The sequence below is a fragment of the Streptomyces sp. NBC_01233 genome (assembly GCF_035989305.1).
Lineage (GTDB): Bacteria > Actinomycetota > Actinomycetes > Streptomycetales > Streptomycetaceae > Streptomyces.
Genome location: NZ_CP108514.1, coordinates 1,022,398 through 1,047,717, shown reverse-complemented (window position 1 = coordinate 1,047,717; position 25,320 = coordinate 1,022,398). Strand labels below are relative to the sequence as shown.

At 71.4% G+C, this 25,320-nt stretch carries 22 protein-coding genes and 1 pseudogene; 13 read left to right on the top strand and 10 right to left on the bottom strand.

Annotated features, from left to right (window positions below):
* Positions 1–163: 163 nt before the first annotated feature.
* The gene (locus tag OG332_RS05265) at positions 164–661 is read right to left on the bottom strand and encodes a tyrosine-type recombinase/integrase (protein ID WP_327412321.1); all 498 of its coding nucleotides are present in this window, start codon (positions 659–661) and stop codon (positions 164–166) included.
* A 746-nt stretch (positions 662–1,407) separates the two neighbouring features.
* On the opposite strand from OG332_RS05265, the pseudogene OG332_RS05260 reads away from it, so the two are divergent.
* The 3 genes and pseudogenes from OG332_RS05260 to OG332_RS05250 form a co-directional block, all read left to right on the top strand.
* Positions 1,408–2,307: pseudogene (locus OG332_RS05260) on the top strand (ABC transporter ATP-binding protein); the annotation flags it as partial.
* 184 nt (positions 2,308–2,491) lie between these two features.
* Positions 2,492–3,220, top strand: a complete 729-nt coding sequence (locus tag OG332_RS05255) for a carbonic anhydrase (RefSeq protein ID WP_327412320.1) — start codon at positions 2,492–2,494, stop codon at positions 3,218–3,220.
* A gap of 137 nt (positions 3,221–3,357) precedes the next feature.
* Positions 3,358–5,322, top strand: coding sequence for a flavin monoamine oxidase family protein (locus OG332_RS05250; protein WP_327412319.1), 1,965 nt, complete (start codon positions 3,358–3,360; stop codon positions 5,320–5,322).
* A 31-nt stretch (positions 5,323–5,353) separates the two neighbouring features.
* On the opposite strand, the gene OG332_RS05245 is transcribed toward OG332_RS05250, so the two are convergent.
* On the bottom strand, positions 5,354–7,348 hold the full coding sequence (locus tag OG332_RS05245) for a CASTOR/POLLUX-related putative ion channel (protein WP_327412318.1): 1,995 nt from the start codon (positions 7,346–7,348) through the stop codon (positions 5,354–5,356).
* Positions 7,349–7,511: 163 nt separating this feature from the next.
* Between OG332_RS05245 and OG332_RS05240 the strand changes: the two genes are divergently transcribed.
* Positions 7,512–7,856, top strand: a complete 345-nt coding sequence (locus tag OG332_RS05240; protein ID WP_327412317.1) for a hypothetical protein — start codon at positions 7,512–7,514, stop codon at positions 7,854–7,856.
* On the opposite strand, the gene OG332_RS05235 is transcribed toward OG332_RS05240, so the two are convergent.
* Positions 7,853–8,440 carry an isochorismatase family protein gene (locus tag OG332_RS05235; protein ID WP_327412316.1) on the bottom strand — a complete coding sequence of 196 codons (588 nt, stop codon included), beginning with the start codon at positions 8,438–8,440 and terminating at the stop codon, positions 7,853–7,855. The genes OG332_RS05240 and OG332_RS05235 overlap by 4 nt on opposite strands.
* A gap of 129 nt (positions 8,441–8,569) precedes the next feature.
* Here OG332_RS05235 and OG332_RS05230 point away from each other — a divergent pair, with 129 nt between their 5' ends.
* The gene (locus tag OG332_RS05230; RefSeq protein WP_327412315.1) at positions 8,570–9,130 is read left to right on the top strand and encodes a DUF6434 domain-containing protein; all 561 of its coding nucleotides are present in this window, start codon (positions 8,570–8,572) and stop codon (positions 9,128–9,130) included.
* Here OG332_RS05230 and OG332_RS05225 read toward each other — a convergent pair.
* Positions 9,030–9,743: a dihydrofolate reductase family protein gene (locus OG332_RS05225; protein ID WP_442816111.1), complete on the bottom strand. Its 714-nt coding sequence runs from the start codon at positions 9,741–9,743 to the stop codon at positions 9,030–9,032. The two genes, OG332_RS05230 and OG332_RS05225, sit on opposite strands and share 101 nt — an antisense overlap.
* A 36-nt stretch (positions 9,744–9,779) precedes the next feature.
* Here OG332_RS05225 and OG332_RS05220 point away from each other — a divergent pair, with 36 nt between their 5' ends.
* Positions 9,780–10,877: an enoyl-CoA hydratase/isomerase family protein gene (locus OG332_RS05220; RefSeq protein WP_327412314.1), complete on the top strand. Its 1,098-nt coding sequence runs from the start codon at positions 9,780–9,782 to the stop codon at positions 10,875–10,877.
* Here OG332_RS05220 and OG332_RS05215 read toward each other — a convergent pair.
* Both OG332_RS05215 and OG332_RS05210 read right to left on the bottom strand, forming a co-directional pair.
* Complete coding sequence (locus OG332_RS05215) at positions 10,864–11,625, bottom strand: TetR/AcrR family transcriptional regulator (RefSeq protein WP_327412313.1); 762 nt, start codon at positions 11,623–11,625, stop codon at positions 10,864–10,866. The two genes, OG332_RS05220 and OG332_RS05215, sit on opposite strands and share 14 nt — an antisense overlap.
* Positions 11,626–11,695: 70 nt before the next feature.
* Positions 11,696–13,963 (bottom strand): excinuclease ABC subunit UvrA, encoded by a 2,268-nt coding sequence (locus OG332_RS05210; protein WP_327412312.1) that lies wholly within the window; start codon positions 13,961–13,963, stop codon positions 11,696–11,698.
* 110 nt (positions 13,964–14,073) lie between these two features.
* Here OG332_RS05210 and OG332_RS05205 point away from each other — a divergent pair, with 110 nt between their 5' ends.
* Complete coding sequence (locus OG332_RS05205; protein WP_327412311.1) at positions 14,074–14,847, top strand: TetR/AcrR family transcriptional regulator; 774 nt, start codon at positions 14,074–14,076, stop codon at positions 14,845–14,847.
* 5 nt (positions 14,848–14,852) lie between these two features.
* On the opposite strand, the gene OG332_RS05200 is transcribed toward OG332_RS05205, so the two are convergent.
* Together OG332_RS05200 and OG332_RS05195 are read right to left on the bottom strand one after the other, a co-directional pair.
* A complete protein-coding gene (locus OG332_RS05200; protein WP_327412310.1) occupies positions 14,853–16,757 on the bottom strand; it encodes a helix-turn-helix domain-containing protein in 1,905 nt (634 codons plus the stop codon).
* A 7-nt stretch (positions 16,758–16,764) separates the two neighbouring features.
* Complete coding sequence (locus OG332_RS05195; RefSeq protein ID WP_327419122.1) at positions 16,765–18,147, bottom strand: MFS transporter; 1,383 nt, start codon at positions 18,145–18,147, stop codon at positions 16,765–16,767.
* A 496-nt stretch (positions 18,148–18,643) separates the two neighbouring features.
* Between OG332_RS05195 and OG332_RS05190 the strand changes: the two genes are divergently transcribed.
* From OG332_RS05190 to OG332_RS05175, 4 genes are all read left to right on the top strand, one after another.
* A complete protein-coding gene (locus tag OG332_RS05190; protein WP_327412309.1) occupies positions 18,644–19,477 on the top strand; it encodes a PIG-L family deacetylase in 834 nt (277 codons plus the stop codon).
* Positions 19,416–19,745, top strand: a complete 330-nt coding sequence (locus OG332_RS05185) for a hypothetical protein (RefSeq protein WP_327419578.1) — start codon at positions 19,416–19,418, stop codon at positions 19,743–19,745. Before OG332_RS05190 ends, OG332_RS05185 begins: the two co-directional genes overlap by 62 nt.
* A 649-nt stretch (positions 19,746–20,394) precedes the next feature.
* Positions 20,395–20,934: a hypothetical protein gene (locus tag OG332_RS05180; RefSeq protein WP_327412308.1), complete on the top strand. Its 540-nt coding sequence runs from the start codon at positions 20,395–20,397 to the stop codon at positions 20,932–20,934.
* Positions 20,935–21,412: 478 nt separating this feature from the next.
* Positions 21,413–22,348 carry a hypothetical protein gene (locus OG332_RS05175; protein WP_327412307.1) on the top strand — a complete coding sequence of 312 codons (936 nt, stop codon included), beginning with the start codon at positions 21,413–21,415 and terminating at the stop codon, positions 22,346–22,348.
* Positions 22,349–22,906: 558 nt separating this feature from the next.
* Here the strand turns inward: OG332_RS05175 and OG332_RS05170 are convergent.
* On the bottom strand, positions 22,907–23,380 hold the full coding sequence (locus OG332_RS05170; protein ID WP_327419121.1) for a hypothetical protein: 474 nt from the start codon (positions 23,378–23,380) through the stop codon (positions 22,907–22,909).
* A 261-nt stretch (positions 23,381–23,641) separates the two neighbouring features.
* On the opposite strand from OG332_RS05170, the gene OG332_RS05165 reads away from it, so the two are divergent.
* Both OG332_RS05165 and OG332_RS05160 read left to right on the top strand, forming a co-directional pair.
* The gene (locus tag OG332_RS05165; protein ID WP_327412306.1) at positions 23,642–23,872 is read left to right on the top strand and encodes an alpha/beta fold hydrolase; all 231 of its coding nucleotides are present in this window, start codon (positions 23,642–23,644) and stop codon (positions 23,870–23,872) included.
* A complete protein-coding gene (locus tag OG332_RS05160; RefSeq protein ID WP_327412305.1) occupies positions 23,869–24,615 on the top strand; it encodes an SDR family NAD(P)-dependent oxidoreductase in 747 nt (248 codons plus the stop codon). Before OG332_RS05165 ends, OG332_RS05160 begins: the two co-directional genes overlap by 4 nt.
* 159 nt (positions 24,616–24,774) lie before the next feature.
* Here OG332_RS05160 and OG332_RS05155 read toward each other — a convergent pair whose 3' ends face one another.
* Complete coding sequence (locus OG332_RS05155) at positions 24,775–25,317, bottom strand: hypothetical protein (protein ID WP_327412304.1); 543 nt, start codon at positions 25,315–25,317, stop codon at positions 24,775–24,777.
* Positions 25,318–25,320: the final 3 nt, after the last annotated feature.

Sequence of the window (25,320 nt, the reverse complement as noted above, 5' to 3'; positions counted from 1 at the left end):
GGCCCGGTCGGCCGGCGCTCTGAGGCGCCCCCGCTGACTGCTCCGCGCCCTCGCAGTCCAGAGCGCGAGCTGCCCGAGCAGTCCAGTCGCTGGATGGTGTCTTGAGGTCTCGCTTGCCGCGTTGTGGAGCCTGGGCAAGGTCGCGCGACGGCGTGTGCGCGTGTCATGCGGCCAGGCCGGCGTCCAGGAGTTTGGCGGCTGTGCCGATCGAGCCGGGCATGAGGTGTCGGTAGGTCTTGAAGGTGATGTCGATGTTGTTGTGTCCCATCCATTCGGCGACGTCCGTGATGGGGATGTTGTGCGTGAGGCAGTTCGAGGCGAAGAAGTGGCGGAGGCTGTAGATGACCATGCCTTCGGGTATGTCGAGTTCGCCTCGTGTCCTGAGCCGCTGCCACTGGTTCTGGAAGAGGTAGGGCTGGAAGGGGCGGCCGGAGTCCCTTGGGTGACGCAGCAGGTAGCCGTCGGTGGTGCCGTGCTTCTCGGCGTACGACTTGATGGCGTTCTTGGTCCGCTGGGGAAGGGGGACGTCGCGGTACTCGCCGATTTTGCGGTGCTTGAGGCGGTCGTACTGCTTGGTTGACTTGCTCGCTGACGCGGTAGACGTCGTCGGCCACGATGTTGTTGAGGTTGACCGCGGCGGCCTCGCCGTTGCGTAGGCCACAGCCGCTCATCAGTTCCACCACCAGTTGGAACACGTCGTCTCCGGTGCCGCGTAGGACCCGGAGCTGCTCGGGTGAGGGTATGACGGCACGCTTGGGGTCGTACTGGGGTGGACCGACGCCGACGAGGGGGTTGTCTTCGAAGATGCCCAGGCGGTGCGCGTCGAGCAGGATCGACTTCAGCTTGTCGTACGCATTGGACTGCGTCGCCAGGCCGGTGCCGTTACGCTCCATCGTCCGGATGAAGTTGTCCACGACCTTGGGGTCGAATGTGCTCATCCGCCGGGTCCCGATGGCGGGGTAGATGTGGTGCTGGAGGAGCGAGTCGAGGCTGACGACCGTCCCCGGACCGAGGTGACGCTGACCGGCCTTCCACTCGGCGGTGTACTCCTTGAACCGCATCTGGCCGTACTTCTCGATGCGCTCGCTCTTCGCCTGGCTCGCCTGGTTCGCAGGGGAGGCCTTCTTCGCTTTGTAGACACTGGTCAATCGGTCGATGGCTGCGTCTGACGTTAGGAAGCCCGACTCCTCGACCTGATTTCCGCCGGGGCCCCTGTACCGGACCTTGTAGAAGTGGGGGCAGTTCGCCCATCGGGACGTGGGGTGCTCGCAGTCCTTGAAGAAGGAACCCATCCCTCGGGCGAGTCTCTTGGTTGCCATGCGCCTGGACTCCTCGGATACCGATGCTGACACTTTGCTGACCTTCAGCGATCCAAAGGGCATCTGACCTGCGAAAACGTTCCCATGCATCGTTATCGAGTTCAACCAGATCTACCGCCGCCTGGAGAGCTCGATGACGGAGGCCGCGCAGTTCACCGAACTGCTGCTGACACCGCCGACCGTGCTCGACCCGGAGCACCCGGAACCACTGCCGGCCGCCGGGGCCGCCGACGTCCGCTTCGAGCGGGTGACCTTCGCCCACGGGGGCGGGAAGCCGCTCTTCGAATGCCTCGACCTGGCCGTGCCCGGCGGGTCGAAGATCGGGCTCGTCGGCCGGTCGGGCGGGGGCAAGACCACCCTCACCCGGCTGCTGCTGCGGATGACGGACGTCGACGCCGGCCGGATCCTGATCGGCGGGCGGGACATCAGCCGGCTGTCCCAGGCCGACCTGCGCAGCCTGATCGCGTACGTGCCGCAGGACCCGGCGATGTTCCACCGCACGCTGCGGGAGAACATCGCGTTCGCCCGGCCGGACGCCACCGAGGCCGAGGTCCGCCGCGCGGCGGAGGCGGCGCACGTCACGGAGTTCGCCGAGGGGCTCGTGGACGGTTTCGACACCATGGTGGGCGAGCGCGGAGTCAAGCTGTCGGGCGGACAGCGCCAGCGGGTCGCCCTCGCCAGGGCGATCCTGCGCGACGCGCCGATCCTGCTGCTCGACGAGGCGACCAGCGCCCTGGACTCCGAGAGCGAGATCCTCGTCCAGGAAGCACTGTGGCGGCTCATGGAGGGGCGGACGGCGCTCGTGGTCGCGCACCGGCTGAGCACCGTCGCCGGCATGGACCGGCTCGTCGTCCTCGACGGCGGACGGATCGTCGAGCAGGGCACGCACCAGGAACTGCTCGCCTCGGAGGGTGCCTACGCGAAGCTGTGGCAGCACCAGTCGGGCGGCTTCCTCGACGACACCCCCGCACGGTCCGACCTGCTCTGACCCGCCCCGACCCGTACCGACCCGCACTGAGCCGCTCCGATCTGCTCCGGGCTGCTCCGACCTGTACTGACCTGTACTGCGCCACACGAATGAAAGCCCGGCCCCCCGATTGCGGCACCGTGCGGGCGCGCTGAGACTGGACCCGCGTGTGAAGGGTCAGGAACGGCGGACGACGGGATCCGGCATGTCTGATCGGCACGAGGCCCCGGGACGGCGCCGGGTGGTCCGGGCGGCGCTCACCGGTGCGGTGGCCGTGGCTGCCGGGCTGGGGTCGGGGGCCCGCGGGACCCCGAGCGCCGTCCGCGCCGCGGGAGCGGCGGCGTTGCGGCCCACCTCCCCCGAGACCGCGCTCGGCGCCCTGGTGGCGGGGAACGCGCGCTGGCGCACCTATCACGAGCGGCATCCCGACCAGACGCGGACGGTGCGGCGGACGCTGGTGGGCGGGCAGCACCCGTTCGCCGTCGTCCTCGGCTGCGTCGATTCCCGCGTCCCCCCGGAGCTGGTCTTCGACCAGGGCCTCGGCGACCTGCTGACCGTGCGGTCGGCGGGCGAGGTCCTGGACGAGGCGGTGCTCGGGAGCATCGCCTACGGGGTCCTCGAACTCGACATCCCGCTGATCGTGGTCCTGGGGCACCAGTCGTGCGGGGCCGTCGCCGCGGCCGTCCGGGCCCACGAGGGGGGACCCCCGCTCCCGGGCCACATGCAGTACCTCGTCGACCAGATCCACCCCGCGATCGACCGCAGGCTCCGGGGAGCGGCCCGGATCGACGCGGCGATCACGGCGAACGTGCGCCTGGTGAGCTCGCGGCTGGGGGCCGAACCCGAGCTGGCTGCCAGGATCGCGGCCCGGAAGCTGGCCGTCGTCGGGGCCCGGTACGAGCTCACGAGCCTGCGGGTGCGCGGGATCCGCTGACCGGCCGCGAGCCGCCGTTCCGTACCCGAAAACCCGTTCGTCAGCACCGGATCGACCGTGCCGCACGTCCGGGTGATTGTTTCCGGTCCGGGCCGCTTTCGGCGATCAAGCAGGTGGCGGGCAACGAGAGTTGACCCATGATCATCGACTCTTCCCCCACGCCCGACCCCGCGGACGAGTCCGCCCCGACGGCGGCGCCCGCCCCCGCGTCCGTGCAGCGCCCCTCCCGCCGTACCGTCATCGCGGGCGCCGCCGCCGTCGCGGGCGCCGGCGCGCTCACCGTCGCCGCCGCGTCCGCCGGGACCCCGAAGGGCCCCTCCGGCTCCGCGCGCCCCGACTGGGACACCTGCCTGACCATCGCGCGGGCGATCCTCGTACGGGACGAGGACGACCAGCCGCTGGTGCCCCGTTACGCGGACATCCTCCTGAAGACCGGCCTGCCCCGGTCCCGCAGCCGCAAGAAGGTGCTGATCGTGGGTGCCGGGCCGGCCGGGCTCACCGCCGCCCACCTGCTGCGCGAGGCCGGCCACGAGGTCACCGTCATCGAGGCGAACGGCAACCGGGTGGGCGGCCGGATCAAGACCTTCCGCACCGGCGGCCACGAGAAGTCCGCCGCCGCCTTCGCCGACCCCAAGCAGTACGCCGAGGCCGGCGCCATGCGCATCCCCGACAGCCACCCGCTGGTCACCGGGCTGATCGACAGCCTCGGCCTGAAGCGCCGGCGCTTCCACCTGGTCGACGTCGACGGCTCAGGCCGCCCCGCCTACCGTACGTGGATCTTCGTCAACGGCATCCGCGTCCGCCGCGCCGACTACGCGCGCAGCCCGCAGGCCCTCAACCGCTCCTTCGGAGTCCCCGCGGCCTACGAGTCGCTGCCCGCCGCGCAGATCGTGCGCAACGCCTTCGCCCCCGTGCGCAAGGAGATCGAGGGCAGGAAGGACAAGGCCCTCGTCGAGGGCTGGGCCCGCGTCATCCAGCGCTACGGCCACATGTCCATGTACCGCTACCTGACCGAGGAGGCCAAGCTCGACGAGCGGACGATCGACCTGATCGGAACCGTCGAGAACCTCACCTCCCGGCTGCACCTCGCCTTCATCCACAGCTTCATCGGGGCCTCGCTGATCAGCCCGGACACCGCCTTCTTCGAACTGCCCGACGGCACCGCCACCTTGGCCGACGCGCTCTACGCCCGGGTCGAGGACGTCGTACGGCTCGACCGCCGTGCCACCCGGATCACGCACGGGGAGGGCAAGGTCACCGTCGACACGGTCTCCGAGGGCCGCGGCGGCGCCGTGCAGCGCGAGACCTTCACCGGCGACACCGCCGTCATCACCGTCCCCTTCTCCGGGCTGCGGCACATCCCGGTCGCCCCCGCCCTCTCCTACGGCAAGCGCCGCGCGATCACCGAACTGCACTACGACGCGGCCACCAAGGTGCTGCTGGAATTCAGCCGCCGCTGGTGGGAGTTCGACGAGGCCGACTGGAAGCGCGAACTGGAGGCAGTGAAGCCCGGCCTGTACCGGAACTACCAGGTGGGGCGGACCCCGGCGGACGGGATCCTGCTGGGCGCCCACCCCTCCGTGCCCAAGGGCCACATCTCCGAAGCCCAGCGCGCCCACTACGCCGCCTGCCGCGCCACCACCCGCGACCAGCCCGAGGCGGCCGGGGTCATCGGCGGCGGCTCGGCCACCGACAACCCCAACCGGTTCATGTTCCAGCCCTCCTACCCCGTCGAGGGCAGCCCGGGCGGTGTGGTGCTCGCCTCCTACAGCTGGTCGGACGACGCCCTGAAGTGGGACTCCCTGGACGACGCGGAGCGCTACCCGCGGGCGCTCGCCGGGGTCCAGGAGGTCTTCGGGCAGCGGATCGAGGTGTTCTACACGGGTGTCGGACGCACCCAGTCCTGGATGCGCGACCCGTACGCGTACGGCGAGGCCTCCGTGCTGCTGCCCGGCCAGCACACCGAGCTCTTCCCCCACGTCCGCAAGGCCGAAGGGAACCTGCACTTCGCCGGCTGCCACACCTCCATCAAGCCGGCGTGGATCGAGGGAGCCCTGGAATCCGCGGTACGGACCGCCCTGGAGGTCCACTCGGCGCCCTGAGCGACCGTACGGCAGGGCCTCCCCCCGGGCGTCAGCTTTCGGCGAGCACGATCAGCCAGTCGTGCTCGCCGAAGCGGACCCGCTGCCGCTTGTCGGGATTGAGCCGGACCCCGAAGGCGGGGCCCGTGGCGGCCGGCGCGCGCAGCCGGTAGCCGACCGCGCATTCACCGCGGCGGCGCGCCGACTCGACGAGGGTGGCGAACGACACCTCGTGGCCGGTGCGGACGTAGTCCGCGACCGGCTTCAGGTAGAGCTCGTTCCCCTCCGCCCTGAAGAGCTCCTCGAACACGTCCGCCAGGTAGCGGCTCTCCGAGATCTGGGTCATGAGGAGACTGATGAGCCGGCCGCTCACGATGAAGTCGGCGCCCTCCCGGGCGGGGGCCAGCAGCCGGTTGCCGTCGTCCGACATCTCGGTGGTGAGCGAGAGCTCCCGCTGCGCGGCCTCCCCGATCGCCCGCAGGTGCAGCAGCGTGACCAGCGTGCGGTCGTCCGTCTCGGTGTCGCTGCCGGGGCCGGCGTCGGTGTCGGGGTCGGTGGCCGCCCCCGTCCCGGTCACCGCCTCGCCGATGACGATCACGCTGTCGTACGAGGGGACGTCCAGCTTCGCCAGGACCTCGGGATCGGTGATGTCCCCGCCGTGGAAGGACACTTCGAGGCGGCTGCGCACCCCAGCGATCTCGGACGCGGTGTGCAGGGTCGTTTCGCCGCCGAGAGCCACCACGTCCAGGGTGGTTCCGGCGCTCACGAACTGGTCGAGCTGATCCAGGACGAGCGGGGCGCGGCGGTTCCAGCCCAGCAGGAGCAGGCGTTCGGGCAGCGGGCTCCGCGGGCGGGCCGTCACGATCGCGTCCTCGTCGACCCAGGCGGCCGCGTCCTGGGGCACGGCCGTGTCGTCGTCCTCGGAGATGACGATGATCCGGTCGCTCGCGCCGATCGCCGTACCGGGATCCGGGTTGAGGACGACGCCGCCGTCGGCGCGCAGCAGACCGGCCACCGAGGACGTGGTGAAGGCCAGGAGGGCCTCGCCGAAGGTGCGTCCGGCGAGACCCCGGGCGGCGGCGGTGTAGAACTCGTCGCCTTCGAAGTCGAGCAACTCCTGGTAGACGAGCGAGAGTCCGGGCTGGCGCGCGGTCTGCACGAGGAGCCGCGCGATGATGTCGTCGACGCACAGGACGTGCTCGCCGGGCCCGGCCGCCAGCCGGGCGGTGAGGTGGTTGCGGGTGTCACGGACGGCGGCGACCACCACCGCGTCACCGGGCCCGGGAACCGCCGCGTCGAGGGCGAGCAGGGTCTTCACCACGTGGGCGTCGCCCGCCTCCCCGGCGGGAGGCAGGACGAGCACGGCCTTCGCGGTCTGCGGGCTCACCCGGGCCAGCACCGTGGGATCCGTGGTGCGGCCGCTGCGGCAGATGATCCTCGTCGTACGGGCACCCGTACCGGTACCCGTACCGGTACCCGTACCGGTACCCGTACCGGCACGCGTACCGGTACCCGTGACGAAGGCGGAGATCTCGTCCTCCATCTCCACCTTGTCCTTCGGGGCGAGCACGGCGACGGCGGACCTGCGCTGGTTGGCGTTGGCGGCCACGAGCTCCCCGATCACGGGGAAGATCTGATCGGACCATCCGAGGACGACGGTGTGCCCCGCCTCCAGGACGGTGGAGTGGCCGCGGCGCAGCGACATGATCCGCCCGTTGATGCCGGTGGTGATCAGGCTGACCAGGGTGGACACGAACAGCAGCGCGACCAGGGCGAGCGTCACCGAGGCCAGCACGTAGACGGGGGAGCCGACCGCGCCGCCGATCTTGAGGGTCTGCCCGACGCTGACCCACACGGCCGTCAGGCGGCCGGAGAGCGTCCTCGGAGCACCACGGTCGGCCCAGACGAGCACGGTGCTCGCCGGGATCACTACGGCGAGACAGGCCAGGGCGAGCCAGCCGATGAGCGCGGCGGTGCCCCCTGCCACCAGATTGTCGAACCGGTACCGCAGGCGCAGCCGCAGGGACTTCGTGTGCTGCTGTGCCATGCGGACTCCCTCGTCTTCCGCGCTGCTAACCCACGGGAGTCCTCCCGGTTACGGGTGAACCCCCCTCGGCATCGGAGCGGATCCCGCCGTCCGGTCCGCGGTGGTCGAACCGGTCCGGCGAGAAGGCCCCGATCGGCATCTCGGAGCCGCCCCCCGGGGCCGGTTGGGCCGCGGCGCCGGCCTGCTTCGTCCCGCCGCCACCCTGCTCCCGGGCCAGGCGCTGCCCGGCGGGGAGCCGGGGGGCGTACTCGTCGTCCCGGCCGGACTGATCGGCCTCACCCCGGCCAACGGCGTACCGGGCCGCAGCCACCTGCCCGCGCCCTCCGCCGCCGTCGCCCCGGCTGTGCTGATCGCCTGTGACGCGCTGATGGACGGGGCCGGCGTACGCCACTTCGACACCGTGCCCGGTGATGTCGCCCGGACCCTGTTGCTGCAGGCTCCCGGCCAGTGCGCTGACCGGGAGCCGCCGGGCCACGCCCCGTACGGCACCCTGCCCGCGCCGGCCTAGGAAGGGGACCGCAGGGCTGCGATGACCTCGTCGGTGCTGCTGACCTTGCCGATGCGCGGGAAGATCTTGCCGAAGGTGTGGGCGTGGGAGTCGGGGTCCGTGTCGGCGGTCGCGTCCTCCGCGAAGACCAGGTCGTAGCTGAGTTCCCACGCCGTACGGGCGGTGGACTCGACGCCCGCGCTGGTGGAGATGCCGGCCAGGACGATGCGGTGGATGCCGCGGCGGCGCAGCTGGAGGTCGAGCTCGGTGCCGGTGAAGGCGCCCCAGTGCCGCTTGGTGACGACCGCGTCGCCGAGGGCGGCGAGTTCCGCGGGGATCTCGGAGAACGCGGGCGGCGGGGCGGCGGCCGGACCGGGGCGGTCCACGTTGGCGGTGGGCAGGTCGCCGCCGTCGGGGGACCAGGCCACCTTGACCAGGACCACGGGCAGCCGGTGGGCGCGGAACGCCTCGGCGAGCGCGATGCCCTTCTCGAGGATCTCGGGCGCGGGCCTGGCGATGGGCATGCCCAGGATGCCCGTCTGGAGGTCGATGAGGACCAGGGCCGTGTCCTCGCCGAGGGTGAGGCGGTTCGGGTCGTCGGTCATGGGGCCTCCGTCGGGGCGACTGGACTGGACATGTCTGAAGATAAGGGACATTGAGCGGAGCCCGCGGGTTGGCTCCGTGGTTCCGCCGCCGTGTCCACCATCCGCTCCGGGCCCCCTTAGGGTGGGAACATGAGTACGAATACAGGGGAATCCCGGCCGACCCTGACGGCGGCGCTGACCGGGGCGGAACTGCTGCGCTGGTACTGGACGCTGGCCGAACTGAGCGCGCTGGCGCGCCGGATGGGCCTGTCCGCCGGTGGCGGCAAGGCCGCCGTCACGGCCCGGCTCGCCGCCGCGCTCGACGGTCTTCCCGTACCCGCCGCCCCGGCGGCCCCCGCGCCCCGCCGCACCGGGCGTCAGCTCGCGGCCCCCGTCGACGGCTCGACCGTGATCCCGCAGGGGCAGCGGTGCAGTCAGGTGCTGAGGGAGTACTTCGTACGGGAGATCGGTCCCGCCTTCCACTTCGACGCCTTCATGCGGGAGTACGTCGCCCGGTACGCGGGGCACACGCTTGCCGAGGCCGTCGCCCACTGGCACGAGACCCGCGCGCAGGCGGCCGAACCCCAGGAGGTGGGCGCCCAGTTCGAGTTCAACCGCTTCCTGCGCGACTGGCACGCCCGGCACCCCGACGGAGGCCGCGCCGAGGCCCTGGCCGCCTGGCAGGCCCACCGGGCCCGCCCGCGCGGCTGACGCGGACGGGCCCCGAGGTCCCCGCAGGGCCTCCGAGCAGGCGCCGAGCCTGCGGGCGGCCGTGGTGCAGCAGTACGACGCCGTTGCCGAAGGTGTGGGTCTGCTCCAGGCGCAGGGGCACCGGGCCGCCGTCGACGGGCGGGAAGAGCGGTTTGCCGCGGCCGATCCGTACCGGGCGCACGAGGATGCGGTAGGCGTCCACCAGGTCGTGGCGCAGGAACGACGCGGCGAGGTCCGCCCCGCTCGGGACCAGGTCGCCGCCGGGGGCGGCCTTGAGCGCGGCGACCTCCGCCGGTACGACGTCCCGCACCACCGTGGTGTTCCAGCCGGCCTCCCGCAGGGTCCGCGAGTACACGTACTTGGGCACGGACCGCCAGATTCCGGCGAATTCGGCCTCGGGTCCGCTGGCCGCCGGGTCGGCGTCGGCCGTCGGCCTGTGGTCCGCCATCAGCTGGTGCGTGACGCGGCCGCTCAGGAAGCCGCCCGCCGGACGGAGCACGTCGTTGGGGTACTGGTGGAGCTCGTCGTCGACGACGTGCCAGTCGATCTGCCGTTCGGGACCCTCGATGTACCCGTCGAGGGACACCGACGACATGAGGATGATCTTCCGCATACCTGCCGACCCTGCTACGCGGACATACTGATCGGTGTGAAGAGCGAAGACGACACCGCCGGGAACTCCGGCACCACCGACAGCACGGTCCTGCTCCACGCCGAGGGCCGGACGGGCGTGGTCACCCTCAACCGTCCCAAGGCCCTCAATTCCCTCACCCACCCCATGGTGCTGCGGATCGACGAGGCGCTCGCCGCCTGGGTGGAGGACCCGGCCGTCCACCAGGTCCTGATCCGCGGTGCCGGGGAGCGCGGGCTGTGCGCGGGCGGGGACATCCGGGCCATTCACGACGACGCCAAGGCCGGCACCACCGCCTCGGCGGAGTTCTGGAGCGACGAGTACCGGCTCAACGCCCGCATCGCCCGCTACCCCAAGCCGTACGTGGCCCTCATGGACGGCATCGTGATGGGCGGCGGCGTCGGGATCTCGGCCCACGGCACCGTCCGGATCGTCACCGAACGCTCCCGCGTCGCCATGCCCGAGACCGGCATCGGCTTCGTCCCCGACGTCGGCGGCACCTGGCTGCTCGGCCGCGCCCCCGGCCGGCTCGGCACCCACCTCGCCCTCACCGGCGCCGCCGTGGGCGCCGCCGACGCGCTGCTCTGCGGGCTCGCCGACCACTTCGTCCCGGCCGCCCGGCTGCCGGAACTGACCGCCGCGATCGCCGACGCCCCCGTCCACGAGGTGCTGCCGCGGTACGCCGCCACGCCCCCGCCCGGTGAACTCGCCGGCCGGCGGCCCTGGATCGACCACTCCTACGCGGCGGACACGGTCGAGGAGATCGTGGAGCGGCTGCTCGGCCAGGGGGAGCCGGCCGCCAAGGAGGCCGCCGAGACGATCCTGGCCAAGTCCCCGACCGCGCTGAAGGTGACCCTCGCCGCCGTGCGCCGGGCCGCCGGCCTCGGCACGCTGGAGCGGGTGCTGGCCCAGGAGTTCCGGGTCTCCTGCAACGGGCTGGGCTCGCCCGACCTGGTGGAGGGCATCCGCGCCCAGGTCATCGACAAGGACCGGCGTCCGCGCTGGTCCCCGCCCAGCCTGGCCGAGGTCACCGGCGCGGACGTGGAGCGGTTCTTCGCCCCGCTCGGCGAGGGTCGCGAACTGCGCCTTCCGCAGGGGGAGGTCAGCCGCGGCTGAGCCGTGTCTCGAGGCCGTCCAGGACCCGCTGGAGTCCGTAGTCGAAGTTCTCCTCGCGCATCCGCGCCGGGTCCGTGCCGCGCTTCGCCGCGGCGTGGTCGTGCGTCAACGGGTGCTCCTCCAGGGCCTCCCGGGCCGCGGGCAGCAGCGACTCCAGCCACTGCGCCTCGCTCATCCCGCTGCGGGCGAGGAGGGAGAGGTAGGAGGCCTCGCTCGTGGTGGCGCCGATGGCGTAGGAGATGACGGCCTTCATCGCGAGCTCCGCCTCGCCGGACGGGAAGCCGGCCGCCTGCGCCAGCCGCAGCATCCGCTGCGACAGGCGCATCAGGTTCGGGCCCGGGTATGCCAGTCCGACCTGGCCGAGGACGGAGGCCACCCAGGGGTGGCGCAGGACCATGTCGCGCAGGCTGTGACCGCTGCGCGCGAGGGCCTCGCGCCACGCCTCCGGGTCGGTGATCTCCGGCACCTCCAACTCGCCGCAGACCTCGTCCACGACCAGCTCGACGAGCTCGTCCTTGCCGGCCACGTGCCGGTACAGGGAGGTGGCCGCCGCGCCCATCCCGGTGCCGAGCTTGCGCATGCTCAGTGCCTCGATGCCCTCGGCGTCGAGCAGTCGCACGGCCGCCGCGACGATCTGGTCCCGGCTGAGCGCCGGCTGCTGCCCCTTGCGGCGCGGGCGGGTCCAGACGGAGGGGGCCGGGGAGGCGGTGGACGCGCCGGGACCCTGCTGCTTCTGATCGGCTGGCACGCCACCACCCTAGCGCCCGTGCGAACGCCGTACGCAGTGAGCGTACGGCGTTCGCCGTGCGTGTCGGTTCCTACCCGGGGACGGAGACGTACTCCCGCAGATGACGGGCGGTCAGGGTGTCCGACCCGGCCACGAGGGCCGCCGGAGTGCCCTCGAAGACGACCTCGCCGCCGGCGTGCCCGCCGCCCGGGCCGATGTCGATCAGCCAGTCGGCGTGCGCCATCACCGCCAGGTGGTGCTCGATGACGATCACCGAGTTCCCGTCGTCGACGAGCCGGTCCAGCAGGGCGAGCAGCTTGTCGACATCGGCCATGTGCAGACCGGTCGTCGGCTCGTCCAGGATGTACGTCGAGGCCTTCTCCGCCATGTTGATGGCGAGCTTGAGCCGCTGCCGCTCGCCGCCCGACAGGGTGTTGAGCGGCTGGCCGAGCCGCAGGTACGACAGGCCGACGTCGACCAGCCGTCCCAGGATCGCCCGCGCCTGGCCGCCGGGGAAGAAGGCGTGCGCCTCCGCGACCGGCATGTTCAGCACCTCGCTGATGTTCTTGCCGCGGAGTTCGTACGTCAGCACCTCCGGGGTGAACCGCCTGCCCTCGCACTCCTCGCAGACCGAGGCCACCCCGGCCATCATCGCCAGGTCCGTGTAAACCAGCCCGAGGCCACTGCACTTCGGGCAGGCGCCTTCCGAATTCGCGCTGAACAGAGCTGGCTTGACCCCGTTGGCCTTGGCGAAGGCGGTCCGGATCGGGCTCAGCAGTCCGGTGTACGTGGCCGGGTTGGACCGGCGCGAGCCGCGGATCGCCGACTGGTCGGCCACCACCACCCCGTCCTGCCCGGCCAGGTAGCCGTGGATCAGCGAGCTCTTCCCGGAGCCCGCGACCCCCGTCACCACCGCCAGCACCCCGAGCGGCACCTCCACGCTGACGTCCTTCAGGTTGTGCAGGTCGGCCCCCTTGACCGACAGGTGCCCGCGCGGGGTGCGCACCGATTCCCGCAGCCGCGCCCGGTGTCCGAGGTGGCGGCCGGTGAGGGTGCCGGAGGCGCGCAGTCCGGCCACGTCCCCGCTGTAGCAGAGCTGCCCGCCGGCCGTGCCCGCGCCCGGGCCGAGATCGACGACGTGGTCGGCGATCGCGATGACCTCGGGCTTGTGCTCCACGACGAGCACGGTGTTGCCCTTGTCGCGCAGCTGCAGCAGCAGGTCGTTCATGCGCCGGATGTCGTGCGGGTGCAGTCCGGTGGTCGGCTCGTCGAAGACGTACGTGATGTCCGTGAGCGAGGACCCCAGGTGGCGCACCATCTTGACGCGCTGGGCCTCGCCGCCGGAGAGCGTGCCGGAGGGGCGGTCCAGGCTGAGGTATCCCAGGCCGATCTCGACGAGGGAGTCGAGCAGGGCCCCCAGGCCGGCGAGCAGCGGGGCCACGCCCGGGTCGTCGATCCGGCGGACGAACGCGGCGAGCTCGCTGATCTGCATCGACGCGCAGTCGGCGATGTTCACGCCGTCGATGCGGGAGGAGAGGGCGGCCGCGGAGAGCCGGGTGCCGGCGCAGTCCGGACAGTCGGCGAAGACGACGGCGCGGTCCACGAAGGCCCGGATGTGGGGCTGCATCGACGCGCGGTCCTTGGACAGGTACGTCCGGGTGATCTTGGTGATCAGGCCCTCGTAGGTGAAGTTGTTGGGGCCGACCTTCACCTTCACCGGCTCCTTGTGCAGGAAGTCGGCCCACTCCTGCTCGGAGAAGTCCTTCAGCTTCGTCCCGGAGGAGTAGAAGCCGGAGTTGGCCATGACCTGCCAGTACCAGGAGTCCACGGCGTAGCCGGGGACGGTGATCGCGCCCTCGTCGAGGGAGAGTTCCCGGTCGACCAGCTGGTCCACGTCGATGTCGGAGACCTGGCCGACGCCCTCGCAGCGCGGGCACATGCCGTCGGGGGTGTTGAAGCTGAAGGCGCTCGACGTGCCGATGTGGGGCGATCCGAGGCGGGAGAAGACGATCCGCAGCATGGTGTAGGCGTCGGTCACGGTGCCCACGGTGGAGCGGGAGTTCGCACCCATCCGCTCCTGGTCGACGACGATGGCGGCGCTCAGGTTGTGCAGCCCGTCCACGTCCGGCCGGCCCAGGCTCGGCATGAAGGACTGGACGAAGGCGGTGTACGTCTCGTTGATCATCCGCTGTGACTCGGCGGCGATGGTGCCGAAGACGAGCGAGGACTTCCCGGAGCCGGAGACGCCGGTGAAGACGGTGAGGCGGCGCTTGGGGATGTCGAGCGATATGTCCGCCAGGTTGTTCTCCCGCGCTCCGCGGACCTGGATGACCTGGTGGCTGTCGGCGGCGTTCTGCACGGAACTCCTCGGGTGACGGGTCGCGAGCTTACTCTCTACGCTGTACTCTATACGACGTAGTGAGTTACTGGGTTGCTGCCCGAGTGGGCGATGGTGCGGAGGGACCGGACATGGCGAAGGACCGGAGCGGGGCGGGTGACCCCGTCCGCACACTGGAACTGCTGTGGCGCGAGCCCGGACAGCCGGCGCAGCCCGTGCGCCGCGGCCCGCGGCAGGGCCTCAGCGTGGACGCCGTGGTCCGCACCGCGACCGCCCTCGCCGACGAGGAGGGGCTGGCCGCGCTGACCATGCGGGCGCTGGCCCGGCGCCTGGGCGTGACGCCGATGACCCTCTACACGTACGTCCCCGGCAAGGCCGAACTGCTCGACCTCATGCTGGACGCGGCCTACGGCCGCATGGACCGCCGGGCGGTGGACCCGGACGAGCCCTGGCGGGCACGGGTCGCCCGCGTCGCCGACGACAACCGGGACCTGTTCGCCCGCCACCCCTGGATCGCCGACCTGGCGGTCACCCGCCCGCCGCTGGGCCCCGGAGTGATCGGGAAGTACGAGTACGAGCTCGCGGCCTTCGAGGGCATCGGGCTCACCGACGTCGAGATGGACGCCGGCCTCACCCACCTCCTCGGCTTCGTCCACGCCAACGCCCTGGCGGCCGCCGACGACGCCGCCCACAACAGCCGCCAGAGCCAGGCGGACTGGTGGGCCGTCAGCGCACCCCTGCTCGAGCGGGCCCTGGACCCGGAGCGCTACCCGCTCGCCGGCCGCGTCGGCAGCGAGGTCGCCGGATACCACCCGGAGACGATCTGGGCCTTCGGCCTCCAGTGCGTCCTGGACGGACTGGCCCGCTTGATCGACTCCCGGCCCGGCCCCGAAGGCACCCCCTAACGTCTTCAGAATCCGTGCGTGAGGCGGTGCAGCCGCAGCGCGAGCTGTATTTCGAGGGTGCGCGCCGGCGAGTTCCAGTCCTCCCCGAGGAGCCGGCCGACCCGGTCCAGCCGCTGCACGACGGTGTTGACGTGGACGTGCAGCGCCGCCCTCGTCCGGGTGAGGCTCGCACCCTGCGCGAAGTACGCGTCCAGGGTGTGGACCAGGTCCGTGCCACGGTGGGCGTCGTAGTCGAGCAGCGGACCGAGCGTGTTCCGTACGTATCCGAGCAGATCGGCCTGACCGCCGAGGAGCACGCCCACGAAGCCGAGGTCGGACAGGGCCCCGCCGTGCCCGGTGTGTCCCAGGGCGCGCAGGGCGGACAGGCAGCGGTGGGCCTCACCGTGCGCGGCGGACAGCCCCGCGGGCCCCGTGGCCGGGCCCGCGGCGCCGACGGTGACCGGGGAACCCACGGCCTGACTCAGCTCGGCCGCCAGCGCCTTGGCGGTCGGGCCGGGCGCCCCCACCGGAGCGACGAGCACCACGTGGTCGTGGTGGAGCCCTGCGAGAGCGCCGCGCGCCACACCGCTGCGGGCGGCCGCCGCCAGGAGGCGGTGGCGTGACGCCACGTCGCCGTGCATGACGAGGACGGAGTGCTGCCGCGCCAGGTTCACGCCCAACCGCTGCGCCCTGGCCGTCAGGGCGCCCGGATCCGTGGTCGCGGCGAGGAGATCGGTGAGGAGTTCTCCGCGTACCCGGTCCTCGGTCTCCGCCACCGACCGGCGCAGCAACAGCAGCAGCGCGGTGACGACGCTCGCGCGCTCGAACAGCAGCCGGTCGGTGTCCGGTAGACCGGCGCGCCCGGTCAGGGCGATGCTGCCGAGCAGCTCCGGTCCCGCCAGTACCGCGCACACCCAGGTCCCGTCCTGCGCGACGGCCCGGCCGCTGGCCCGGGAGGCCTCCACGGCCGGGGCGGGCGGGGGCACGGGCCCGGTTCCGGCACGGGCGAGCTCGGCACCGTGGGAGTCGTGGATGACGATCGCGCCGTCCAGGATGGCGGCGATGGCGGCTGCCACGTCGTCGGCTCCGCCACCGCGCAGGACGAGGTCGGTGAGCTGGTCGTGGGCCCGCTCCGCGCGGCGCACGTCGGCGCTGTGCGCCCGGATGGTCTCCGAGGCGGAGTTGAGGTCGGCCAGGGCGGCCCGGGTCTCCTCCAGCAGTCGGGCGCCGTCGATCGCGATGGCGGCGTGGTCGGCCAGCGAGGAGAGCAGCGCCACCTCTTCCGGGGAGAACTCCCGGGGGGCGCGGTCCGCCGCGTACAGCACGCCGATGATCCGGGCTCCGACGCGCAGGGGCACGCCCAGGATCGCCCGCAGCCCCTCCTGCCTGACCGCGCTGTCGATGGTGGACGTGTGGTGGAACCGGGAGTCGGCCTGGTAGTCGTCCGTGGCGTAGGGACGGGCCGTCTGGGCCACCAGGCCGCCGAGCCCCTCGCCCATGCCGAGCCTCACCTGCTGGAACGCGGCGGCGACCGAACCGTCCGTGACCCTCATGTACGTATCGCCGGCGGCTTCGTCGTTGAGGGAGAGATAGGTGACGTCGGTGCCGAGCAGCAGCTTGGCCCGGTGCACGATCGCCCGCAGCACCGCGCCCAGATCGCGCAACGCGGCCAGGTCGCTCGCGGTGTCGAACAACGCCGTCAGCTCCGCCTCGCGCCGGCGGTGCTGGCTGAGGGTCCGCCGGATGCGCAACGCCACGCCGGTGGCCTCGGCGATGCCGGCCAGCTCGTCCGCCGGGGCGCCGGCTTCCCGGGCCTCGGCGGAGGGACGGCTGTAGTCCTCGGCCGGTGCCCCCTCCGCCAGCAGGTCGAGCAGCCGGCGCACGGCGGCGTGGGAGTGCGGGGTGCCTGGTGCTGTCACGGCGGGGAGCATACGGGGATCAGCTGCCGATCGGCTCGGAGTCCCACCGGCTGCGGCCCGGCTCCGCGGCGGAGGGCGGGCCGTCCTCGGACAGGTCGCGGCCACGGGTCTCCTTGGCCGCCCAGACGGTCACGGCGGTGACGAGCGCCGCGAGGCAGAGGTAGAGGGAGACCGGGGTGGAGGTCCCGTAGCCCTTCAGCAGCTCCACCGCGATGATCGGGGCGAGCGCGCCGCCGACGACGGAGGCGAGCTGGGAGCCCATCGAGGCGCCGGAGTAGCGGACCCTGGTGTCGAACATCTCGGAGATGAAGGCGGCCTGCGGGCCGTACATCGCGCCGTGGAACAGCAGGCCGACGGTGACCGCGAACGCGATGGAGGGGAAGGACCGGGAGTCGAGCAGGGCGAAGAAGGCGAACGCCCAGCCGGCCATGCCGAGCGCGCCGATCAGCGTGACCGGGCGGCGGCCGAGGCGGTCCGAGAGCGCCCCCCACATCGGGATGGTGACGAAGTGGACCGCGGAGCCGATCAGTACCGCGTTGAGCGCCTCGCTCTTCGGGAGCTGCAGGTGGACGGTGACGTAGACGAGCAGGAACGCGGTGAGGACGTAGTAGGAGATGTTCTCGCCGAAGCGCGTGCCCATCGCGGTGAGCACCTCGCGCCAGCTCTTGCGGAACACCTCGACGACCGGGGGCTCGTCCTTGACACCCGCCGCCGCCTGCTCGGCCGCCTTCTCCCGGGCCTCGAGGAAGACCGGGGACTCGGTGACCGAGATGCGGATCCACAAGCCGATGACGACCAGCACGCCGGAGAGCAGGAACGGGATGCGCCAACCCCAGGCGAGGAAGGCCTCGTCGGACTGGACCGCGGCGAGCAGCGCCAGGACACCGGTGGCGAGCAGGTTGCCGCCGGGAGCGCCCGCCTGCGGCCAGGAGGCCCAGAAGCCGCGGCTCTCGTCGCCGCCGTGCTCGGACACCAGCAGGACCGCGCCGCCCCATTCGCCGCCCAGGGCGAAGCCCTGGACCAGCCGCAGGACGGTCAGCAGGACGGGAGCGCCGACGCCGATGGAGGCGTGGGTCGGCAGCAGGCCCATCGCGAAGGTGGCTCCGCCCATCATCAGCAGGCTGAGCACCAGCAGCTTCTTGCGGCCGATCCTGTCGCCGAAGTGGCCGAACACGACTCCGCCGAGCGGCCGGGCCGCGAACCCGACCGCGTACGTCAGGAAGGCCAGCAGAGTTCCCACCAGCGGGTCGCTGGAGGGGAAGAAGAGCGTGTTGAACACCAGCGCGGCCGCCGAGCCGTAGAGGAAGAAGTCGTACCACTCGATGGTGGTTCCGACGAGACTGGCGGCGACGACTCTCTTGATGGACCGGGCGGCCGGGGGAGCGGTCTCGAAGGAGGCCATGAACACCACTTCCAGGGGGTCTGCGGGGACGATCGGTGTCGCCACAACGTAGAAGTCCCGAAGTCGGCGGCATATGTGGTGGGCCATCACAATCAGGCCCCGTCCTATGTGCCCGGTGACCACACCGCCGGAGTCGGTGTCTTGTGTTGCTGCCGATACGGATGTCCGACGGAAGTGGTGCGCCGCGTCCCGGGAAGCACCACCCGACCGCCCCCGCGTCGGCGGGGAGCACGCGCAGCCGGCGGCACTGGCCTCGTTCCCCGCTGCGGGCTGCTGCGGGCCGGGCGGGCCAGGACGGAGGCCGTCTGGAAGGCCGAGCGGCCGCGCCGGGAACAGCCGGGCCGGCCCGCGCGGTTGCATCGACCGAGGGACCGGAGCCACGGGCGCGGAGCACGGAGACCACGAGGTCGTCCGCCCCACCAGGATCCGGGCCCCAGGATGGCGGTACGCCCGCCGTGCACTCGGACCGAGACCTTTTCTGCAGGAGGACTTTTTCATGACCGACCGGCCTTTGACGCTCATGGCAGTGCACGCCCACCCCGACGACGAGGCCACCGGAACCGGAGGGGTCCTCGCGCGGTACGCGGCGGAGGGCATCCGCACGGTTCTCGTGACGTGTACCGACGGCCGTTGTGGTGACGGACCGGGGGGCGTCAAGCCGGGCGATCCCGGGCACGATCCGGCGGCGGTCGCCTTGATGCGCCGTCAGGAACTCGAGGCGAGCTGTGACGTCCTGAAGGTCGGCGATCTGGAGATGCTGGACTATGCCGACTCCGGGATGATGGGCTGGCCGAGCAACGACGCCCCCGGATCCTTCTGGCAGACCTCCGTGGAGGAAGGCGCCGCCCGACTTGCGGAACTCATGCGGCGCTACCAGCCCGACGTGGTCGTCACTTACGACGAGAACGGCTTCTACGGCCACCCGGACCATATCCAGGCCCACCGCATCACGATGGCGGCGCTGGAGATGACCGCGCTGACACCGAAGGTGTACTGGACGACGATGCCCCGCTCGGGGATGCAGCGGTTCGGGGAGATCATGCGCGAGTTTCATGAGGACATGCCGGAGCCGGATCCCGCCGAGGCCGCCGCGATGGCCGAGATCGGCCTCCCCGACGATCAGATCACCACGTGGGTGGACACCACGGCCTTCAGCGGTCAGAAGTTCGATGCGCTGGCCGCGCACGCCAGTCAGGGCGAGAACATCTTCTTCCTCAAGATGGGCAAGGAGAGGTTCGGCGAGTTGATGGGCATGGAGACCTTCGTACGTGTCAAGGACGCCACCGGCGCGGCCGTACCCGAGAACGACCTCTTCGCCGGACTGCGCTGATCCGCCCGTCCGACCGGGGTCGAAAGCTCATCGGCCGCACGGCCCGATCGAGCGGGCCCGGGAGCTCCCGGCCGCCCACGGCCCCCTGCGGGAGCGGTGGGCGGCCGTCTCTCCCGACGCGGCCGCGCTGACCGCCGTAACCGGCCTGGCCCACACCACCGCCGTGGTCATGGTGGCCGCGGCCTCGGTCCTCTCCCGCAGCCCGGAGCGCCGGCGCGAAGCCCGGGCGACGCTGACGATCCCGAAGCGGCGCCGCGGCCCGCGCTGAGGCATCGGCGGAGGCCGGGGGTGCAGCCCGGCCTCCGCCGGCGGCTCGCCTCTGGTGTCGAACCCCCGTGCCACGCTGCGGGCCGTGTCTCTCGCCGAACTCACGATCGACCAGTGGCGGTCCGCCGACCTGCCCACCGCACGCCGCGTCGCCCGGCGGGCAGCGGACCTGGTGGGGGGCCGCGCGGCCTCCGTCGAGACCGTCGAGCACCTCGGTGGCCCACTGCACCGGATCCGGATCGTGCAAGGATCTCGACGTGCCCGCCGGTTCGTCCACGCGGATCCGCTGCCCGCCCGGATCAACCGGGTGGCCCGCTCCACGCCCACGACGGCCCGCAAGCCGTACTCCCGGGCGTTCGCGCTCCATGGGTCAACAGTCCGATCACCTCCGTCACCAGGCCGCGCAGCCATCACCGTGCTCACGGACCCCCCGCTCGTCGACGCTCGCACGTGTCGGCATCCGGCCATCGCACCCCCGGGTTTGGCCTCAGAGGGCCTTGACGTGACTTTCAGCCAAGGGGAGAGCCGCGCGCTCTTGGACCAGCTGTTCACCAGCTGCCGCAGGTCAGGCCCGCTGCTCGTGCCCGGCAGGGTGGGATTCCGGGTGGGGGCGGCTCCTCGGCTTCCCGGGCGGGAGCCATAATCTCGCCATGAACATGCTTGCCGTGCGGGTGCTGTTGGCGGTCCTGCTCGTCGGGACCGGCCTGAGCGGATGTTCCCTCCTCTCCCCGTTCGAGACCTGTGAGGGAACCGAGCCGGCCGTGGCCGAGCTCGACGAGCTGCCCGCGCTGGGGCTGCGTCCGGAGGGGGCCGTGTCCGTCGGCGGCGGTCCGTGGGCCGGGTCCTCCTGCGTCGACGACACTGCGGGCGCCTGGCTCTCCGCGCAGCGGCTGTACGCGTACGGCGGGACCAGGGAGGAAGTGCTGGAGTACTACGGCCGGGAAGCGCCGGCGGCGGGATGGCGTCCGGTGCACGACCTGGACACGGGGCCCGACGGCCGGATCGCCGTCTTCTGTTTCGAATCCGCAGACCGGCCGAGCATCACCCTCGCCTTCGACTCACCCGAACTGCTCCGCGAGATCCACGGGGTGGAGCCGGACCCGGGGGCCCTGCTCGGCGTGGACGCCAGGACCTGGTTCTCGTGGTCCGCCGAGGCGGCACCCGACGGTTCACGCATGAGCTGCTACTAAGCGCTGCCCCGTAAGTGATCTTCGGGGTGCCTCGGGCATGGTCGGCCGCAAGTGCGGGCCTGCTGGCCCATCCGGTGATGTGCATCCGGGCGATGCCGAGCGTGGCGTGCTGGACGCCGTCGCCTTTGCGGCGGCGCCGCGCTCGGAGTACTTGCCGTGGCCGGAACCCACCGCCGGCTCCGGGGCCACCTTGGTGCCGCTGCTCGCGCTCTGCTAAAACGGGCCCTCTTTGATCAGAATGACCGGGGGTCAGATGTCGACGCAGCCGCAACCTCCAGTTCCGCCGACCTCCGGGCCGACGCCCCAGTCACAGCCCCCTGCTGCGCCTCCCCCCGGGCCGGCACCCCAAGCGCAACCCCCGGCTCAGCCACCACAGCCGCAGCCTTCCGCCACACCCCCGTCCGGGCCGGTACCCCAAGCGCAACCCCCCGCTCAGTCACCCCAGCCGCCGTCGCCTCCGTGGTGGCGGAGTTCAACCGTGCTCGCGGCGCTGATTCCTACGGTGCTGTTCGGTTCGGTTGCCGTTTACCAGGGCTACAGGGCGACGAATGCCACGGAGCAGAGTGCTGATGCCGATCAAGCCGGAAAGAAGCGGGACGCTGCAGAGGACGAGAAGAACAAGGCGGTGGATGAAGGACCTCCGGTGTCCGTCACGCCTGGAGAGCCGCCGACCTACCCCACGGCCTTCGTCCTTAAGCAGGAAAGGCACTACATCGGCCCGATCGGAAAGGTCACTGATTGGGGAGACGAATTCAATGCGTGGCTCAAGGCCGAAGAGGCCAGGCCTGTCGGCCTCTATTCGGTTCGTTTCACGGTCAAAGCATTGCGGGATGATACGACGATCATTCAGGACTTCAAGCTCAAGGATCGCCAGTGTCCGTTTGAAATCGCCGGCGTGAATGAAAATCTTGACGTCAATTACAAAGGGACCTTGGTGTATCCGCCCCCCTTGGGGGGATCAGGGGAAGACGTGACGCGCGATGTTCTGGGCTTCGACGTCGCCCAGTATGACGAGACGCAGGCCAGGATCGTGCAGAAGGGCTACCCCAAGCTGGGTGGCATCGCACCGCAAAGGGAACACGAGATTTTCTTGCGCCACCGGTTCGCGACCAAGACGGTGGCTCTCGAACAGAACGATGCCCGCACCTTCGATGTCTATTTTGCAGGCGGCCTGGAATGTACTTTCGGACTGGAAATGAACGTCACGAGCGGTGACGTCGACACGTGGATGGAGATCGACATCTCTCCCGCTTGGATGGACGGAAAGGGTGCAGCGCTGGCACCCGGCTACAAGGAGTATGGGAATCTTGTACGGCCGGACCCGGGCAAGGGCATGATTTTTACACCCATCGGTTCATCAGAAAAGCCATTTGCGCCGGGCGTCCACATCACAGCCGACGACGTCACGCCGTAGCCACGGGGGCCGCTTGCCCTGGGCCGTCTCCTCGCATCACACTGTGAGCCGTCACAAATCGGCTGCCCTGCGGCCTGCGGCCTGCGGTTGGCGTGGAGCGACGCCGTCCTGCGACTGTTCCGTGCCGACTCTGTCAGCGCAGCCTTCGCGGTTCTCCCCTGAGCAGGGACCAGAACGACAACCTCCCGCAGACTGGCGGACGAGATCCCCGTCGAGGCCGACGATCGCCGGGCCGGCCGCTGTCTGGCACCTTCCGCCCGCGGTCGACGTACGCCCCCGGCGTGCTGGACGAGGCGGTGATGGGGGCGTCCGGGCAGGGCAATGTGCTGGCCTCCCCGGCTCATCCACCGAGCGCACGCCGAGCACTTGGCCGGGCTGGCCTGGCATCACTGCCCTGGACTTGGGACCTGCCCGCCGCACTCGCAGTCGCGCAGCAGGAGACGTGGGCTGCCGCCGACAGCCCACGCGGCGCAGCCCACCGCGGGCCGGTCCGAAGGCGCGATCGTGGCCACCAGCATGCCCAAGCGCTGGATGACTGGCCGGGCAGGTCGCCGGTCTTCAGGTTGAAACACGGCGGCTCTGCGGCTGGGCTGGCGCCGGCCGCTTCGGCGAGGTCGTCCTGGATCCCGGACCGGGACCGCTCGTGGGTGGTTCAGGCAGCCAGTCGCGGGTCGGGTCGTACTCCAGCCATCGGCTTCGCCCTGCTTCCTCGGCGCAGGCGGCGGTGAGGCGCTTTAGTCCCGGGTGCCCGCTGCCGGTGCGCCACAGCAGCGACCAGCCATACAACGGCGTGGGATCGACCAGCGGGACGGAGCGCAACCCGGGGACCTTCGGCAGTGGCACGTCCGCAGGCACCAGCGAGAAGCCTCGCGGCTCTTGTGCTACCTCGGCGAGGAAATGGGCGAGCCCCAGGTTGATGCTCGTGGCCGTGTTCTGGATGTCGAATCGGTCGGCGAACCGGTGGAGGAAGTCGAGTCGGTCCAGCGCACCGGGTGCCCACAGCACGCTGTCGCGCAACTGGTCCGGCCGCAGCGCCGGTTCGGCTGCGAGGGGATGGTCCGCGCTCAGTACGGCGTCCAGCGGTTCGAGGCGGACGAGGGGTGTGCCAGCCCGGCGGGCAGTCTGGGCGGCTATTTCGCGGCCCGGACCGTTGCGCTAACTCGTGGGCGGCGTCGACTCCTCCGGTGCGCCGGGCCATGATCTCTTGTACAGGCGGGGGCAGTTCCTCCCAGTCGAGGCGGAAGGGACCGCTGACGGTGGCGACGACCGCCACGCGCGGCTCCCGCACGCCACGTGGACCTCGCCGCTCTGGCACCCCGCATCGCGGTCCCGCTGCTGGTCGTGGACGGAGACCAGGACGTCATCCCCGGCGTGACGAACGGCGAGCACCTGGCCCGTCTGGCGCCGCACGGCACCTACCTGTCCGTTCCACACGGTGACCACCTCCTCGGTAACGCGCGACCCGACTGGCTGCCCCACCTCAGCGACCACCTCACGCACACCCTGACGGGAACACCGGCATGAAACGCTTCACCGACAAGACCGTCCTCGTCACCGGCGGCACCAGCGGCATGGGCCTGGCGACCGCACACCGCCTCGTCGCCGAAGGCGCCCACGTCATCGTCACCGGCCGCACCCGTGCGCGCGTGGACGCAGCCGTCCAGGAGCTCGGCCCGGGCGCCTCGGGGACGGTGGCCGACGCCGCCGACCTCGGCGCGGTGGACGCACTGATGGAGACCGTCCGGGAGCGTCACGGTCAGCTGGACGGCCTCTTCGCGAACGCGGGCACCGGCACGTTCCTGCCGTTCGAGAGCATCACCGAGCCGGACTTCGACCATGGCGTCGACGTCGACTTCAAGGGCGTGTTCTTCACCGTCCCAAAGGCATTGCCGCTGCTGGTGGACGGAGGCTCGATCGTCATCAACGCCTCCTGGACCCTCCACCGGGGCAACAGCGTCCTGACCCTCTACTCGGCGACCAAAGCCGCCGTGCACAACCTGGCCCGAACCCTCGCCGCCTCGCTTGCCCCGCGAGGCATCCGCGTCAACTCCGTCAGCCCCGGCTACATCGACACCCCGATGTACCCCGCCGCCGCGCTGACCGAAGCCGAGGCAGCAGCGGTCACCGGCCGGATCGTCGCCGGCCGCTTCGGACGCCCGGAAGAGGTCGCCGCGGCTGTGGCGTTCCTCGCCTCGTCCGACGCGTCCTACGTCAACGGCCAGGATCTCGTCATCGACGGCGGCCTGATCGGTGCCGTACCCGCCTGATGTTCGGCCGAGCACACGCGCGCAGTCCGAACGGCCTTCTCCGGAGCGGCGCCGCCGGCCGCAACCGCTCCGCTCTCCACGCTCGACGACGAGAACGCCGTCCACTCACCGCGACGCTGCCTCGGGCCGAGGAGGCGGCTTCGGGCGGTAGGGCACCGGTCAGTATGCGATTTGCCGTGCCACGGCCCGTGTCCAGCGGTTGTCCTGGCCCGCTGGTGCCGGTTCGCGCAGGGACGCATTGTGCTCGCCCTGCCGGGAGTCTTGGATATCGTCCAGCGACGGTGTGTCCACCTGGACGCTCCCCGGCAGCATCCAGCGCTCACCCTCCTGCGCGCCGCGTGCCACCGCGATCACGTAGGACCGGCCGTCGGCCATCCGCGTCCTGTCGCCGTCGGCGTACACGACGCTCACCGTCACCGAGGCCGGCGGCGTGCCCTTGAACGCCTTGTGCACCTGGGCTTGGTAGTCGACGCGGACCGACCCGCCGCCGAACAGCGGGGCGTGCTCACTCCTGCTGGTGATCCGAGCCCACACCAGCTCGTCGGCGTGACCGGCGACCTCGCGGTCGTCGGTGGCCCGGTAGCCGACGTCCGCCGACGACGTCGGGGGAAGGTCCGGTTCCATTGCGACCTTCGCGGCACCCAGTGCGACGGCGGCGAGGACGAGCGTGGCACCGGCCAGCGCCCAGGTCTTCTTCTTCACGGT

Coding starts and splice junctions, on each gene's coding strand:
- OG332_RS05255 (WP_327412320.1), top strand. CDS start 2,492: ATGTCTGATCGGCACGAGGCCCCGGGACGGCGCCGGGTGGTCCGGGCG.
- OG332_RS05250 (WP_327412319.1), top strand. CDS start 3,358: ATGATCATCGACTCTTCCCCCACGCCCGACCCCGCGGACGAGTCCGCC.
- OG332_RS05245 (WP_327412318.1), bottom strand. CDS start 7,348: ATGGCACAGCAGCACACGAAGTCCCTGCGGCTGCGCCTGCGGTACCGG.
- OG332_RS05235 (WP_327412316.1), bottom strand. CDS start 8,440: ATGACCGACGACCCGAACCGCCTCACCCTCGGCGAGGACACGGCCCTG.
- OG332_RS05230 (WP_327412315.1), top strand. CDS start 8,570: ATGAGTACGAATACAGGGGAATCCCGGCCGACCCTGACGGCGGCGCTG.
- OG332_RS05225 (WP_442816111.1), bottom strand. CDS start 9,743: ATGCGGAAGATCATCCTCATGTCGTCGGTGTCCCTCGACGGGTACATC.
- OG332_RS05205 (WP_327412311.1), top strand. CDS start 14,074: ATGGCGAAGGACCGGAGCGGGGCGGGTGACCCCGTCCGCACACTGGAA.
- OG332_RS05200 (WP_327412310.1), bottom strand. CDS start 16,757: ATGCTCCCCGCCGTGACAGCACCAGGCACCCCGCACTCCCACGCCGCC.
- OG332_RS05195 (WP_327419122.1), bottom strand. CDS start 18,147: ATGGCCTCCTTCGAGACCGCTCCCCCGGCCGCCCGGTCCATCAAGAGA.
- OG332_RS05190 (WP_327412309.1), top strand. CDS start 18,644: ATGACCGACCGGCCTTTGACGCTCATGGCAGTGCACGCCCACCCCGAC.
- OG332_RS05180 (WP_327412308.1), top strand. CDS start 20,395: ATGAACATGCTTGCCGTGCGGGTGCTGTTGGCGGTCCTGCTCGTCGGG.
- OG332_RS05160 (WP_327412305.1), top strand. CDS start 23,869: ATGAAACGCTTCACCGACAAGACCGTCCTCGTCACCGGCGGCACCAGC.